General features: G+C 70.3%; 15 protein-coding genes, 1 tRNA gene and 1 pseudogene. 10 read left to right on the top strand and 7 right to left on the bottom strand.

Annotated features, from left to right (window positions below):
* Positions 1-3: 3 nt before the first annotated feature.
* Positions 4-76, top strand: a tRNA-Thr gene (locus LVQ62_RS06445).
* Positions 77-146: 70 nt separating this feature from the next.
* Here LVQ62_RS06445 and LVQ62_RS06450 read toward each other — a convergent pair.
* From LVQ62_RS06450 to LVQ62_RS06465, 4 genes are all read right to left on the bottom strand, one after another.
* Complete coding sequence (locus LVQ62_RS06450) at positions 147-1,256, bottom strand: ABC transporter substrate-binding protein (RefSeq protein WP_233766676.1); 1,110 nt, start codon at positions 1,254-1,256, stop codon at positions 147-149.
* Between the two features lie 48 nt (positions 1,257-1,304).
* Positions 1,305-2,177, bottom strand: a complete 873-nt coding sequence (locus LVQ62_RS06455) for an ABC transporter permease (protein ID WP_233766678.1) — start codon at positions 2,175-2,177, stop codon at positions 1,305-1,307.
* Positions 2,174-2,989 carry an ABC transporter ATP-binding protein gene (locus tag LVQ62_RS06460; RefSeq protein ID WP_179482835.1) on the bottom strand — a complete coding sequence of 272 codons (816 nt, stop codon included), beginning with the start codon at positions 2,987-2,989 and terminating at the stop codon, positions 2,174-2,176. The genes LVQ62_RS06455 and LVQ62_RS06460 overlap by 4 nt, the downstream gene beginning before the upstream one ends.
* A 213-nt stretch (positions 2,990-3,202) precedes the next feature.
* Positions 3,203-3,439, bottom strand: coding sequence for a hypothetical protein (locus LVQ62_RS06465; protein ID WP_233766682.1), 237 nt, complete (start codon positions 3,437-3,439; stop codon positions 3,203-3,205).
* Between LVQ62_RS06465 and LVQ62_RS17760 the strand changes: the two are divergent.
* The 3 genes and pseudogenes from LVQ62_RS17760 to LVQ62_RS06480 form a co-directional block, all read left to right on the top strand.
* Positions 3,327-4,028: pseudogene (locus LVQ62_RS17760) on the top strand (PAS domain-containing protein); the annotation flags it as partial. The gene LVQ62_RS06465 and the pseudogene LVQ62_RS17760 sit on opposite strands and share 113 nt — an antisense overlap.
* A 337-nt stretch (positions 4,029-4,365) precedes the next feature.
* Entirely contained in the window at positions 4,366-4,773 is a 408-nt protein-coding gene (locus tag LVQ62_RS06475; protein WP_233766691.1) for a sensor histidine kinase, read from the top strand.
* On the top strand, positions 4,770-5,462 hold the full coding sequence (locus LVQ62_RS06480; RefSeq protein ID WP_233766693.1) for a response regulator: 693 nt from the start codon (positions 4,770-4,772) through the stop codon (positions 5,460-5,462). The genes LVQ62_RS06475 and LVQ62_RS06480 overlap by 4 nt, the downstream gene beginning before the upstream one ends.
* 32 nt (positions 5,463-5,494) lie before the next feature.
* Here LVQ62_RS06480 and LVQ62_RS06485 read toward each other — a convergent pair whose 3' ends face one another.
* From LVQ62_RS06485 to LVQ62_RS06495, 3 genes are all read right to left on the bottom strand, one after another.
* The gene (locus LVQ62_RS06485) at positions 5,495-6,274 is read right to left on the bottom strand and encodes a hypothetical protein (RefSeq protein WP_233766695.1); all 780 of its coding nucleotides are present in this window, start codon (positions 6,272-6,274) and stop codon (positions 5,495-5,497) included.
* A 67-nt stretch (positions 6,275-6,341) separates the two neighbouring features.
* Positions 6,342-7,148 (bottom strand): hypothetical protein, encoded by an 807-nt coding sequence (locus LVQ62_RS06490; RefSeq protein WP_208053100.1) that lies wholly within the window; start codon positions 7,146-7,148, stop codon positions 6,342-6,344.
* Positions 7,149-7,296: 148 nt separating this feature from the next.
* Positions 7,297-7,752, bottom strand: a complete 456-nt coding sequence (locus LVQ62_RS06495; protein ID WP_233766697.1) for a MarR family winged helix-turn-helix transcriptional regulator — start codon at positions 7,750-7,752, stop codon at positions 7,297-7,299.
* 91 nt (positions 7,753-7,843) lie between these two features.
* Between LVQ62_RS06495 and LVQ62_RS06500 the strand changes: the two genes are divergently transcribed.
* From LVQ62_RS06500 to LVQ62_RS06525, 6 genes are all read left to right on the top strand, one after another.
* Positions 7,844-9,730: an ABC transporter ATP-binding protein gene (locus LVQ62_RS06500; RefSeq protein WP_233766699.1), complete on the top strand. Its 1,887-nt coding sequence runs from the start codon at positions 7,844-7,846 to the stop codon at positions 9,728-9,730.
* Positions 9,731-9,896: 166 nt separating this feature from the next.
* Positions 9,897-10,730 (top strand): UbiA family prenyltransferase, encoded by an 834-nt coding sequence (locus tag LVQ62_RS06505; protein WP_208053102.1) that lies wholly within the window; start codon positions 9,897-9,899, stop codon positions 10,728-10,730.
* Positions 10,727-11,890: an NAD(P)/FAD-dependent oxidoreductase gene (locus LVQ62_RS06510; protein ID WP_233766702.1), complete on the top strand. Its 1,164-nt coding sequence runs from the start codon at positions 10,727-10,729 to the stop codon at positions 11,888-11,890. Before LVQ62_RS06505 ends, LVQ62_RS06510 begins: the two co-directional genes overlap by 4 nt.
* The gene (locus LVQ62_RS06515; protein ID WP_179482823.1) at positions 11,887-12,984 is read left to right on the top strand and encodes a type III polyketide synthase; all 1,098 of its coding nucleotides are present in this window, start codon (positions 11,887-11,889) and stop codon (positions 12,982-12,984) included. The genes LVQ62_RS06510 and LVQ62_RS06515 overlap by 4 nt, the downstream gene beginning before the upstream one ends.
* The gene (locus tag LVQ62_RS06520; RefSeq protein ID WP_233766705.1) at positions 12,981-13,529 is read left to right on the top strand and encodes an isoprenylcysteine carboxyl methyltransferase family protein; all 549 of its coding nucleotides are present in this window, start codon (positions 12,981-12,983) and stop codon (positions 13,527-13,529) included. Before LVQ62_RS06515 ends, LVQ62_RS06520 begins: the two co-directional genes overlap by 4 nt.
* Entirely contained in the window at positions 13,526-14,560 is a 1,035-nt protein-coding gene (locus tag LVQ62_RS06525; RefSeq protein WP_233766707.1) for an NAD(P)/FAD-dependent oxidoreductase, read from the top strand. Before LVQ62_RS06520 ends, LVQ62_RS06525 begins: the two co-directional genes overlap by 4 nt.
* The last annotated feature ends 1 nt before the right edge of the window (position 14,561 follow it).

Raw genomic sequence — 14,561 nt, forward strand, 5'->3', positions numbered from 1 at the left:
CGCGCCGGTGTAGCTCAGTTGGTAGAGCGCCTCACTTGTAATGAGGATGTCGCAGGTTCGACTCCTGTCTCCGGCTCCCGTTCTACCGAAGACGCCACGAGGGGCTCGGGTCGCGGCCGCGACCCGAGCCCCTCGTGCGTTCCTGGTCAGCCGGTGGCGCCGGCCGGGGTGGTGGTCACCTTGGTGCCCTCCAGCTTGTTCGCCTTCATCGCGTACGTGTTGGTGAAGGTGCCGGCCAGCGAGACCTTCGCGACGTCGACACCGAGTTGCTTCTCCATGGCGTAGACCGTCTTCGGGCCGCCGGCGGGCATGATGCCGTCAGGGAGGAACTGGCCCTTGTCGGTGGTCAGGCCCGCGATGTACTGCGCCTTGGTGATGGTGGCATTGGAGACGAAGTCCGCGGGCAGCGCGTTCGCGATGTCGGCCGCCGAGTGGGTGTTGATCCAGTGCATCGTCGCCACGAGAGCATCCACCACATCCTGGGTGGCGGCCTGGTGGGATTTCACCCAGCTCGACTGAGCCAGTACGCCGGCCGCCGGCCAGGCGCCGCCGAGCGCCTGGGTGGCGCCGGCCGTCGTCGCGAGGTCGAGCGCGGAGTAGCCCAGCTTCTTGGATTCCAACGCTCCGACGGTGGGCTGGGTCGTCATCACGCACTGCGCCGACTTGCGCTGGATGGCGGCGATGGCAGTGGTCCCGGCCCCGACCGCGAGCGTGTGGTACTCGCTGTGCTTGACGCCCTTCTGAGCGGCGAGGAACTGGGTGAGTTCGTCGGTGCCCGACCCGAGGTCGGTGACGCCCAGCGTCTTGCCCTTGAAGTCGGCGGCGCTGTGAACGCCGCTGGAGTTGCCGCACATCTCACGCTCCCCGGGTGCGCCGGACAGCTGGACGACGTCGATGACGTCCTTGCCCTTGGCCTGGAAGTCGATCGTGTGGATGTACCACGCGCCGGCCATGTCGACCTGGCCCGAGGCCATCGCCTCTTCGGCGCCGACCCCGCCGTTGGTCTCCGTCGACAGCTCCACCTTCACGCCGTACTTCTTGTAGAAGCCGAGACTCTGGGCGAGCTGGTAGGGCAGGTAGATCTGCTTGTCGATGCCGCCGACCATCAGCTTGACGGTGGGCATCGAGCCGCCGTTCGAGCCGCCGGCCGACGTCGAGCCGGAGGCGCTGCCGGCACCTGAGCTGGAGCTACCGCAGGCAGTGACGCCCAGGGCGAGCGCCCCGGCAGCGGCGATCGCGATCGCGGACTTGTACATGGAATGGGTTCCTTTCGTGGGGGACTGCGGGGAGATGTGCGGGTGCGCTCAGATGGCCTGGATCTCCCATCGGCTCGGCGGCCGCCACGACAGGACGCGCCGTTCCAGGAGCGTGATGAGGTACTCCGCGGTGAGCGTGACGACGGCCATGATCGCCATGGAGGCGAAGACGGTGTCCGGGTCGAAATTGCCCTGCGCCTGGCTGATGATCAGGCCGATCCCGTGCTGCGCGCCGAGCACCTCGGCCACGAGAGCGCCGATGATGGCGAAGCCGAATGCGGTGTGCAGGCTCGCGATGATCCAGGTCAGCGCCGACGGGATCGTGACGTGCCGGGCGACCTGCAACGGCGATGCCCCGAGCACCCGGATGTTCGCGACGAGGTTCTGATCCACCTCGCGCACGCCCTGGAAGGCGTTGAAGAAGACGATGAAGAACACGAGCACCGATGCCAGCAGCACCTTGGGGAAGGTCCCCAGGCCGAAGGCCACGATGAAGATCGAGCCCAGGATGATCCGGGGGATGGAGTTCAGCACCTTGATGTACGGACCGAGCACGTCGGCGAGGAACCTGTTCTGGCCGAGGATGAGACCGACCACGATCCCCGTCACGGTGCCCAGGAGGAAGCCGTAGAGCGCTTCGGAGATGGTGACCCACAGGTTCAACCAGATGGTGCCGAATGCGGTGCCCTTCGTGAACAGGTGCACCAGGCTGTGCCAGATGCCGGTCGGTTGACCGAAGAAGAACTTGTCGAGCCAACCGACGGAGGTGAGCAGTTGCCATCCGCCGATCACGATGACCGGCACCAGGATTCGTGCGATCCAGAGCTTCCGCGTACGACGGCGTCGGGCCCGCTGCGAGGTCACCTGCACGTCGGATTCGGTCTCGACCAGCCCGGTCAGGCCGGGGATCGTCGAACTCATGCCGCACCCGCCGTCTGGGCGTAGGCCCGCTGGACCTCGTCCTTCAGTGACGACCAGATGCGGTCCTGCAGTTCGAGGAATCGCCGCTCATGGCGGATGGTCTGCACGTCCCCCCGCGGGCGGGGTAGATCGATGTCGAACGACTGCTTGATGGACCCCGGGCTGCTGGTCATGATCAGGACCCGATCGGACAGGGCGACGGCCTCGTCCAGATCGTGGGTGATGAAGAGCACCGAGGGACGCGACTGCTCCCACAGCCCGAGCAGTTCGGTCTGCATGATGGCTTTGGTCTGCACGTCCAGCGCACCGAACGGCTCGTCCATCAGCAGGATCTTCGGCTCATTGATCAGGGCCGCGGCCATCCCGACCCGCTTGCGCATGCCGCCGGAGAGCTGATGGGGGTAGCGGTCCTCGAAACCGGACAGCCCCACCCGTCGCAGCCAGTCGCGGGCGAGCGAGACGGCCTCCTTCTTGCCCATCCCGCGCAGGGTGGGCCCGGTCATCACGTTGGCGAGCACTGTCTTCCACGGGAAGAGCGCGTCGGCCTGGAACATGAAGCTGACGCCCTGGGTCACGCCGTTCACGACCTTGCCGCCGACCTTGACCGTCCCCGCGCTCGGGCGCTCGAGTCCGGAGACCTGGCCCAACGTGGTCGACTTGCCGCACCCCGTCGGGCCGACGATCGCGCAGAACTGCCCCGGTTCGATCACGAGGCTGACGTCGTGGATGGCGGTGAAGGCCTCGCCCTTGGGGGTGAGGAAGCGTTTGGTCAGACCTGAGATCTCGATACGCGCCGCGTCGTCGGCTGTCATGGGCGGCTCCTTTCGTTCTGCCGGTGGAGGTGCTGGGCAGAACGTACGGAGGCGGTGTGAGCCAGGTCACGGTTGTGGTCGAATCCCCTATAAACCCTCGTATTCAAGGGTTTTGCGCATTGTGCGCACCCAGCTTGTCGCGGGGCGTGACCGAGGTCACAATGACGGCGTGCGGTCCCGGATGCGCAGGCTCTCCAGCCAGATCCTGATGGCTCAGCTGGTCATCCTGGCTGCGACCATCGGGGTCGGCTTCGTGCTGTTCGCACACGTGGAGCGCGGCCACCTCGACAAGGAGTACGAGGCGCGCGCGGCCTCGATCGCCTCCACGGTGTCGGGGGTGCCGTCGATCCGCAGCTGCATGGAGCACGACGCGCCGGGCTGTGCCACGACGATCCAGACGATCGCGATGTCCATCGGCCGCGAAACCCACGCGTCGTACGTCGTGGTCATCGACATGCATCGGGTGCGTCACTCACATCCGGATCCGGCGCTGATCGGACAGCCGGTGACGGAGCCGATCGTCACGTCGGACGGCCGTGTCCATCTGGGTGCGGACAACGGGAGCACGGGCCGTTCGGCGAACGGCAAGGCGCCGCTCTACGGGCTCGACGGCCGGATGGTCGGCGAGGTGTCCGTGGGCATCAGGGAGAGCTCGGTCTCGAGTGCGCTGCGTCAGGAACTCCCCTCGTACGCAACGTGGTTCGCAATCGCGCTCGCCTTCGGCACGATCGCGTCGTTCGGTCTCGCGGCGCACCTCAAACGCCGGACGTTCGGGCTGGAACTCGACGAGATCTCCCAGCTGCTGCAGGAGCGCGAGGGCATGCTGCACGGTGTGCGCGAAGGCGTCATCGCCTTCGACCGGCGTGACCGCGTCAGCGTCGTGAACGACGAGGCGCAGCGGTTGCTGGGCGTCCAGGTGAGCGCGGTGGGGGAGCACCTCAACGACGTACTGCCCGAGGGGCGCCTGCGTGATGCGCTCGCCGGGAGGGACACCAAAGGGGACGACATCGTCCTCACCGACGACGTGATCCTGGTGATCAACCGGATGCCCGTCACGGTGGCCGGGCGCCCGCACGGCTCGATCGTGACGCTGCGGGATCGCACCGAGGTGGCCGGCCTGCGCAGCGAGCTGGACGGTGAGCGCGGCCTGACCGACTCCCTGCGCGCTCAGCAACACGAGTTCGCGAACCGGCTGCACGCCGTCGCCGGACTGCTGCAGCTGGGGTACTCCGACGAGGCGCTCGACTACGTCCTGCAGATCCAGGGGACCGGGGCGGAGTTCGACAAACACGCTGCGCACGCACATCGAGGCGCCGCAGGTCGTCGGACTCCTCCTGGGAAAGGCGGCGGAGGCCAGCGAGCGCGGCATCGAGCTGGTGATCGCCCCGGAGACCTGGCTCGGCGAATCGCCCGACAAGGTGCAGGCGCTCACCAGCATCCTCGGCAACCTGATCGACAACGCGTTCGCCGCGCTCGGCACGGTGCCCGCGCCGCGCAGAGTGGTGGTCGCGATCGTCGAGGACGAGAGCGAGGTGACGATCACCGTCGCCGACAACGGTCCCGGCATCCCCGCCGGGAGCGAGCGGATGATCTTCCGCGACGGCTACAGCACCAACGAGCGGGCCGGCGCCCGTCCCCGCGGGCTCGGCCTCGCGCTGGTCGAACGGCTCGTGACCAAGCTGGGCGGTTCGACCGTCGTCTCCGGTGGCCCCGGCGCCCGCTTCACCGTGCGGCTGCCGGTCGCTTCCCCGTCCGTGCCCATCGGCAGCGGTGCGCCCGAATGAGCGAGGACGTGCTCGGCGTGGTCATCGTCGACGACGACTTCCGTGTCGCCGACATCCACGGCGCCCTCGTCCAGCGCGTCCCGGGATACCAGGTCGTCGGAAAGGCGCACACCGCCGAGCAGGCGGTGGACCAGGTCCGGACACTGCGCCCGGATCTGGTGCTCATGGATGTCTACCTGCCCGACCGGAACGGGCTGGACGTGCTGCGGACGCTGCTCGACGAGCCCGATCCTCCCGCCGTCATCGTCATCACCGCGGCGCGCGAGATCGCCTCCGTCCGGGCGGCGATGCAGCTGGGAGCGGTGCACTATCTGGTGAAGCCGTTCGACTTCAGTCTGCTGATCGAGCGGCTCACGGCGTACAGGCAACTGCGTCACCGCCTCGCCGGTCTGCCGGGTGAGCCGGCGCAGTCCGAGGTCGACGAACTCTTCGGGATGCTTCGCGCGACGCCCTCGCCGATGCCTCGGCCCGCGAAGGGACACTCCGCGCCGACGCTGGAGCTGGTCCGCAACGTCGTCCGGTCCACGACCGGTGACGTGTCGGCCGCCGAGGTCGCCGGCGAGGTCGGGATCAGTCGCGCCACGGCACAGCGCTATCTCAACTACCTCGAACAGCAAGGTCTCGTGCAGCTACGACTCAAGTACGGCGCCGCCGGCAGGCCCGAGCATCGCTACCACCCGCGCGCCTGAGCGACCCGGCGACGTGGGCCGCCGGGTCGAGGTCAGCCGCGCACGGTCTGCAGCCGGGCGCGCAGAGCGGCCTGATGTGTCGAGGCCGAGACGAGCCCGATCGGACCGGACAGGTAGGTGTAGTCGTAACCGAGGGCGTCCATCATGGCGAACGAATTGTTGACGGTGGTGCCGACCAGTTGGACGGTGTCACCGCGGACGGCGGCCATCCCCAGCGCGGGGGCGGAGTAGAAGACGCTGTACCCCACGACGCCACGCCCGGAGGAGCATTCCTGCCCGAAGAGCAGCCGCAGCGACGCGCGCGAGCGCACAGTCGACGCCGTGCCGTTCGCGTACTTGTTGCACGTCGCGACGCTCCAGTACGCGGCAGGGTGGATGGCCGTGTGCTCGTAGAGGTACACGCGTTCGTCGTCCTGGGGGAAGCCGGGGTCGAAGCGGTTGTCGAGGTTCACATAGTGGTCGTACTTCGAGAGCGGCACCCCGTTCTTGGCGAAGTAGGCGATGAGGTAGGACCAGTGTCCGGAGGCAACGGGATAGCACGACGTGCGCAGCTCCGGCCCGGTGACGCCGGGTGCGGACGCCGCGGGGATCACCACGGCCTGCGACGGGTGGGCCTGCACCAGCTTCACTTCGGCCCGGGCGTGCGCGTCACAGGTGGCGCGGCTGGTGAACTGAGCCTCTCGGGTCGTGCCGTGGTAGTAGACCGAGTTCTTCTCGGTGGCCGCCGACGCACGGACCGGTGAGCCTCCCCACCCGGTGAGCGCACTGCCGGCCGCCACGACGGCGAGGGCCGCTCCCCATGCCTTCTTCATCGATGTGTTCCTCCTGGGTAGTGGGCCGCGTGACCCGGGTGACGGCTGTGGACGACCGAGATGGTCGTCACCGGTGCGAAGTGGGACTGGTGGTGCCCCACACGTACTGCGCCTCGCCGTACACCACGCGATAGTCGCGGGCGGCCGACGAGGTGTAGGAGTACGACGCGACGCCGGCCGCGTTGCTCCGGACATTCTTCAACGCGGTCCACTTCGTCGCACCGGACGCGCGGTACTGGATGACGCCGACCTGGCCGGCCCATGGGATGTTCTCGTCGCGGCCGGTGGAGTAGCGGATCACTCGGGTGCGCAGCGTCACCGTGTTGCCCTTGCGGCTCGTCGACAGCCCGGCCCAGGACCCGACCTTGACCGTCGTACGGGGAGCGTTCTGCGCGTAGCCCGCGTCGTCGCCGGAGCTGCCCCCCGAGGTCGGGTCGGACCCCTCGCCGGGCGCGGACGCGGCGTCGGCGTCGAGGGCCCCGTCGCCCCGCCAGGTGCGAGTGCCGAGCGGCGTGAAGGAGTACAGCTCCCAGGTGGCCCGGTTGGAGAAGTCGAAGAAGATGTAGTCGCTCGGGTTGTCGGACGTGCCGACATACCAGCCCGCAAGCGTGCTGGAGTCGGCGTGCAGGGCGCACCCGCCGGTGACCCGGACGGGCACCGCGGTACCCGGCCGCACGACGCGCGCGGTGGCGGGGACGACGAGGCGGCAGGTGCCGTACGGGGATTGACCGGACGCCTTGTGGCTGTGCAGGTGTGACCGGACCGAAGGACTCGGCACGGAAGGACGCGCCCCGGCAGCGCCCGCAGGAGCGGCGAGGGAGACACCCAGCGCCGCGATGGCTGGAACGGTGGCGATGGCGATGCGACGGATCATGGGTGACTCGGCTCTCTTGTCGGCTTCGCCCCCTGTGAGCGCCGGCGTGAGCCAGATCGTAGGGCTCCCGGTGCCGTGGCGGAGCCCGAATCGCGCGACACGCTCGGCGTCATCACGCGGCGGGGTCCATCCGCCCTACGACGGGCTCTCAGGCGCCCGCGTCGCGCCGGGCGGTGTCGTCGAGCGCGGCCTGCAGCAACCGGGCCAGAGTGGCGCGCTCCGATGCCGTCAGCGACGCGAAGTGCTCGTCGCTGACCGTCGTGCGAGCGCGGTCGAGCGTGCGGCGCAAGGCCCTGCCGGCGGGCGTGAGGCGGATGTCGACGGCACGGCGGTCCTGCGCGCTCGGGCTGCGTTCGACGAGCCCGTGCTCCTCCAGGGCGTCCACCACGTCGGTGGCCGATCGAGGCGCGATGCCGAGCTGTGCCGCCAGGTCGGACAGGCGCAGGCCCTCGCCGTCCTCCGTGCCCGACCGCACGATGACGCCCATCGCGCGGGATTGGTGGGGTGAGAGACCGTACGGACCGAGGGCCTCCCTGTGCGCCCGTCGCAGCACGCGGGCGGTGCGCAGCACCAGTTCCCCGAGTCCCGCCGCGTCCGTCGTCATCCGGGAATGCTACGCCGAATGCTGTTGTTACTTCATTGTGAGGTAACCTCAGCAATAGGACGAGTCGCCTCCCCATCGGAAGGAGGGTCGTATGACGACACCCACCACAGCTCGTACCCGCACCGGCATGACCGGTCGCCCCGGACCCGGCCAGCGCGCGTCCCTGCAGGTCAGCGCCGCCGACACCGCGCAGTTGCAGGACTACCCGGTCGGCGCCCGCAGGGTGCTCGGCCTCTTCGCGCGGTACCGCCGTCCCCTGCTCGGCGTCACCTCGATCATCGTGATCAGCGCGCTGCTCGGACTGGCCGGGCCGTTCATCCTGCGCGCCCTGATCGACACTGCGATCCCGCAGCAGAACGTGCGGCTGCTCGTCCTGCTCGTCGGGGCGATGCTGGGGATCACCGCGGTGACCCAGCTGCTCGGGGTGGTGCAGACGTACGTGTCCACCCGTATCGGCCAGCAGGTGATGCACACCCTGCGGACCCGGCTCTTCACCCACCTGCAACGGCTGCCGCTGGGCTTCTTCACCCGCACCCGCGGTGGGGAGCTGCAGTCACGGATCACCAACGACGTCAACGCGATGCAGTCGGTCGTCACCGATACCGCCACCTCGATCGCCACCAACGTCACGACCACCGTCGGTGTCGCCGTCGCGATGGTCGCCCTGTCGTGGCGCCTGTCCCTGATCAGCCTGGTGATCCTGCCCCCGGCGATCTACCTGACCCGCCGCGTCGCCCGGCTGCGCCGGTCGATCCAGACCCGCGCGCAGCGCTCACTGGCCGACATGCAGACCCAGATCGAGGAGTCGCTGTCGATCTCCGGCGTACAGCTGGCCAAGACCCTGGGCTCCGGCCCGATGCTGTCGCGACGGTTCACCCAGACCTCGCAGGAGCTGACCGAGCAGGAGCTGCAGTCCCAGATGGCCGGCCGCTGGCGGATGGGCTCGATGGCACTGATCTTCTCCGCGATCCCGGCGTTCATCTATCTGGCCGCGGGTCTGCCGGCCACCGGCCGCGGGATGACGATCGGCACGCTCGTCGCCTTCACCGCGCTGCAGACCTCGCTCTTCCGCCCGGTGATGGGTGTGCTCAACGTGGGCATCCAGGTCACCACCTCGATGGCGCTCTTCAGCAGGGTCTTCGAGTTCCTCGACGCGCCCGTCGAGATCGACGACCCGGTCGTGCCGGCCGCGATGCATGCGTCGACCCTGAGCGGCGAGGTGCGGTTCGAGGGGGTCGGCTTACGTTACCCCGGCTCGTCCGAGGATGCACTGCAGGACATCGACCTGCAGTTGCCCGCCGGTGCGCGGGTGGCCGTCGTCGGCAGCACCGGCTCCGGCAAGTCCACGCTGGCCGCGCTCGTCTCGCGCCTCTACGACCCGAGCGTCGGGCGCGTGCTCATCGACGGGTACGACGTACGCGACCTGCCGCTCGCGGCCGTCGCCTCCGCCGTCGGTGTGGTCTCGCAGGACACCTATCTGCTGCATGCCTCGATCGCGGACAACCTGCGCTACGCCAAGCCCGACGCCACCGACACTGACCTCGTCCGGGCGGCCCGGGCCGCGCAGGTGCACGAGCTGATCGCAGCACTGCCCGACGGGTACGACACGGTGGTGGGCGCGCGGGGATACCGCTTCTCCGGCGGAGAGAAACAGCGGATCGCGCTGGCACGCACCATCCTTCGCAATCCGCCGATCCTGGTGCTCGACGAGGCCACGAGCGCCCTGGACAACACGACCGAACGAGCCGTGCAGGAGGCTCTCGACGAGCTGAGCGTCGGACGGACGACCCTGACGATCGCCCACCGGCTGTCGACCGTGCGGCACGCGGACCAGATCGTGGTGCTGGACCACGGCCGGATCGTGCAGCGCGGCAGGCACGAGGAGCTGCTCGCCGAGGGCGGACGGTACGCCGAGCTGGTCCGCGACGCCGAGGCCGGCGAGCAGGCGAGGGACGACCTCATCGACGCGGCGGGCTGACCGCCGCGGGACAAAGCAGGTCCCCGGTCCGTTAGGCGAAGCACGGGGCGGGTACTGCATCTGCAGGCCGTCGGCGAGACGACCGATGCCGGGAGTCGGGCCGCCGTGCGAGATGCCGGGGGCTCGCGGCTTACTGTGAACACCTGCGGACAGGAAGGACGCACAGATGGCGGTTCGGTCTCGGGTCACACCCCCAGACACTGTGCTACCCCTGCTGCGTGCCGCCCACCTCGGACCCGGCCTCGCCGTCACCACCCTGACCGCGCTGCTCGGCTCATCGGCCCGGCTGCGTCCGCGCGAGATCGCCGCGAGCACCGCGGCCGTCTTCCTGGGCCAGCTGTCGATCGGCTGGGGCAACGACCTGGTCGACGCCGCACGTGACCGCGCCGTCGCGCGCGCCGACAAACCACTGGCGACCGGCGAGGTCGGGGCGCCCGTGGTCGCAGGAGCGTTGGCGACCGCCCTCCTCGGATGCGTCGCCGCCTCAGCGAGCCTCGGCCGACGCAGTGCCCTGACCCATCTCGCGCTCGGGGTCGGCCCGGCCCATGCCTACAACCTGGGGCTGAAGAGCACCGCCTGGTCGTGGGCGCCGTACGCCGTCGCGTTCGGAGCGCTGCCCTCCGTGGTGAGTCAGGCCGGTGGCGACCGGCGTCGCTCGCCCGCATGGATCACGGCGCCGGCAGCTGCTCTCGGGGTGTGCGCTCACATCCTCAACGCCCTGCCGGATCTCGCGCAGGACGACGCCACCGGTGTCCGCGGTCTGCCGCACCGGCTGGGCGCGGAGCGCGGACGACAGCTGGCGACCGGCCTGCTCGGTCTCGCCTCGGTGGCGATCGTGCTGGGCCCCAACGCAACTCCCTCTCCCGTCGCGTGGTCGGCACTCGCCGCCAACGGCGCCCTCGGCGCAGTGGCGTTGCGAGGGACCGGCCGTACCCCGTTCCGGGCCGCGGTCGCCATCGCCCTGATCGACGCCGGCCTGCTGGTGTCGGGCGCCCGATGACCAGCCACGACCTGGTCGTCGTGGGCGGCGGTCCTGCCGGCGCAGCGGTCGCGCTCGGTGCGCTGCAGGCCAGACCCGGGATGTCCGTCGCCCTGCTCGACCGGGCCGACTTCCCGCGCGACAAGACCTGCGGAGACGGGATCGCACCCGAGGTGTTCGACCTTCTGACGGACGCCGGCGTGCCCGGGGTCGCCGACGGTTGGGCCCCGGTCGACCGCCTGTCCATGCGACGCGGGGAGCGGGTCGTCGAGCGCACGATGATCCGGTCCACCTGGGTGATTCCGCGCGCCGTCTTCGACGAACGGCTGCACCAGGCCGCCGTGCGCGCCGGTGCGCAACCGCACACGCACCGCGTGTCCCAGGTGACGGTCGGCGCCGACGACGTGCGGGTCGACGACCGCTTCAGTGCGCCGCTCGCGGTCGGCGCCGACGGCGCGCACTCCGTCGTCCGCCGGGCGATCGGGCTGCCGCCGGCGCCGACGGCGTTCGCGCTGCGGGGCTACGCGCCGACCACCGACCGCCGCGTCGGCACCCAGGCGATGGTCTTCGGCACCTCGCGCCAGCCGTCGTACGCGTGGTCCTTCGACCGCGGCGACGGCCTCGCGAACGTCGGGTACGGCGAGGTGCAGGCACCCGGTGCGCCGCGGCTCTCGCGATCGCAACTGCTCGCGCAGATCGAGCAGCTGCTGCCGGGCTCGACCTCCGACGGCACGCAGTGGAAGGGCGCCCACCTGCCGTTGTCGGGGTGGGGCGCGCGGGTCGCCACCGGCCGGGTGGCCCTGACGGGCGACGCCGCCGGGATGGTGAATCCGATGACTGGAGAGGGCATCTACTACGCCGTGCTGACCGGTCTGCTCGCCGGTCGCGCCGCCGCGGCGGCCCTCGACACCGGTGACCTGCACCTCTTCGGCCGCGACTACACCCGCCGCGTGCGGACCGAGCTGGGACCCCACCTGCGGCACAGCGCCCTGGCCGCGAGACTGTGTCGTAGCGGTCGACTGCTGGACGCCGGGGTCCGGGCCGCGCAGTCGGATCAACGCGTCTTCGACGACCTCGTCGACCTCGGACTGGCGAACGGCAGGATCACCCCGGTGGTCCTGCGGCGCCTTGCTCGCCACCTCCTCGGATCGGCCACCCAGCGGACGGAGCACATCGGATGACGGTGCAGATACTGAGCTCACGGGGTGCGCTGCCACCCCACCGCTACCCCCAGCAGCACATCACCGACACGTTCCTGGAGTCGATGGTGCCGGGCACAGACGAGCGTCTCGTGCGCCGCTTCCACGGCAATGCCGGTGTCGCGTATCGGCATACGGCCGTCCCGTTGGAGGAGTACGCCGGGCTGGCGGACTTCGGCGCGGCCAACGACACCTTCATCCGGGTCGCCGTCGAGCTGGGGTCGCAGGCCGTGCTCGACGCGTTGAAGGCTGCGGGTCTCGAGCCCAGCGACGTCGACGTGATCATCTCCGCGACGGTCACCGGGCTGGCGGTGCCCTCGCTGGACGCCCGGATCGCGGCGACCATCGGGCTGCGCCCGGACGTCGTGCGGGTGCCGCTGGTCGGCCTGGGCTGCGTGGCCGGGGCCGCGGGCGTGGCGCGGCTGGACGACTACCTGCGCGGACGGCCGGACGCCGTCGGGGTCCTCGTGGCCGTCGAGCTGTGCTCGCTGACCCTGCAGCGCACCGACCGGTCGCTGCCGAACCTGGTGGCCAGCGGCCTCTTCGGTGACGGCGCGGGCGCCGTGGTCGCGGCCGGCACCCACCGCGCCGCATCGCTCGCCGACCGGATCACCCGCGAGCCCGTGCAACCGCGCATCCTCGCCACCCGCAGCCATCTCTACCCCGACTCCGAGCGCACCATGGGCTTCGACGTCACCAGCTCCGGGCTGCGCATCGTGCTCGACGCGGCCGTGCCCGACGTGGTGCGCACCTATCTCGGCGACGATGTCGACGCGTTCGTCGCCGACCACGGCCTGACCCGCGCCGACATCGGCTGGTACGTCGCGCACCCCGGCGGACCGAAGGTGCTCGAAGCCATGCAGGACACGCTGGGTGTGTCCGCGGATGCGCTTGCCGTCACCTGGGATTCGCTGTCGCGAGTCGGCAACATGTCGTCGGTCTCGGTGTTGCACGTGCTGACCGACACGCTGGCCGACCGGCCGCCGGAGCCGGGCAGCTACGGGCTGATGATCGCGATGGGCCCGGGGTTCTGCTCCGAGCTGGTGCTGCTGCAGGCGCCGGAGATCGCGGCATGAGCAGCGAGATCGCCTACACCGTCCTGGTGCTGCTCGTCGGCCTGGAGCGCGTGGCCGAGCTCGTGGTGTCCAAGCGCAACGAGGCCTGGTCGATGGCCCGTGGCGGACGCGAGTTCGGTGCGCGGCACTATCCGCCGATGGTCGTGCTGCACACCGGTCTGCTGGCCGGCGCGCTCATCGAGGTGTGGGTGCGACGTCCGCACGTCGACGCCTGGTTCGCCGTGCTCATGGTGCTGGTGCTGCTGGCCTCCCAGGGCCTGCGTTGGTGGTGCATCACGACCCTGGGGCATCGCTGGAACACCCGGGTGGTCATCGTGCCCGGGCTGGCACCGGTCACGGCCGGGCCGTACCGCTTCTTCTCCCACCCCAACTACGTGGCGGTCGTCGCGGAGGGCATCGCGCTGCCGCTGGTGCACGCGGCCTGGATCACCGCGGTCGCCTTCACCGTCCTCAACGCGTGGCTGCTCACCGTCCGCGTCCGCTGCGAGAATGCGGCACTGGCCCAGCTTCCCTCTCCCGCATCGGTTCCCGTGACGAGCCCATGAGCGATCGCAGAGACCTCCTGGTCGCGGGTGGCGGTCCCACGGGTCTGGCCACGGCCCTGTACGCCGCCCGCGCCGGTCTCGACGTCACCATCTGGGAGCCGCGCGCGGGCAGCATCGAGAAGGCATGCGGCGAGGGCCTGATGCCGGCCGCACTCGCGGCGATGCTCGACCTCGGCGTCGACCCGCTGGGGCACGACCTGACGGGCATCCGTTACATCGCGGGCGGGTCCGCGGCGCAGGCGTCGTTCGCCGCCGGCAGCGGGCGCGGGGTGCGTCGTACCACGTTGCACGGCGCGCTGCGCACGGCCGTCGAGGCCGCGGGCGTGCCGATCGAGCAGCGCGCCGTCCGGGACATCACGCAGGACGACGGGGGCGTGCTGGTCGACGGTGTGCCGTTCGGGCATCTGATCGCAGCGGATGGACTGCACTCAGGTATCCGGCGGTCGCTGGGTCTGGACCGGCAGGCGCGCGGCCCGGTGCGGTTCGGGTTGCGCACCCACTTCGAGATGGCGCCGTGGAGCTCGTTCGTGGAGGTGCACTGGTCGCCGCGGTGCGAGGCCTACATCACGCCCGTCGCGGACGATGTCGTCGGCGTCGCCGTGCTCACCTCGGAGCGCGGCCCGTACGCCGATCATCTGGCTCAGTTCCCGCAGATCGCCGAGCGGGTGGCCACCGTCACGCACGACAAGATCAGCGGCGCCGGTCCGCTGCGGCAGCGCAGCACGGCACGGGTCGCGGGGCGGGTGCTGCTGGTCGGGGACGCTTCGGGCTACATCGACGCGCTGACCGGGGAGGGCATCGCCCTCGGGATGGCGCACGCGAAGGCGGCGGTCGAGGCCGTCGCCGCCGGGCGATCGCAGGACTACGAACGCACCTGGCGTATCGCGAGTTGGCGCTACCAGGCGCTCACCGCCGGCCTTTTGCGAGCGACCCGGGTGGGCGTCGTACGCCGCACGATCGTGCCCGCCGCACGGCGCGCGCCGTGGCTGTTCGACGCCGCCGTCAACGCCCTGGCGGGCTCCCCGTCCTGAC

It is taken from the genome of Allobranchiibius sp. GilTou73 (assembly GCF_021391335.1).
In the GTDB taxonomy this organism is placed as follows: domain Bacteria; phylum Actinomycetota; class Actinomycetes; order Actinomycetales; family Dermatophilaceae; genus Allobranchiibius; species Allobranchiibius huperziae.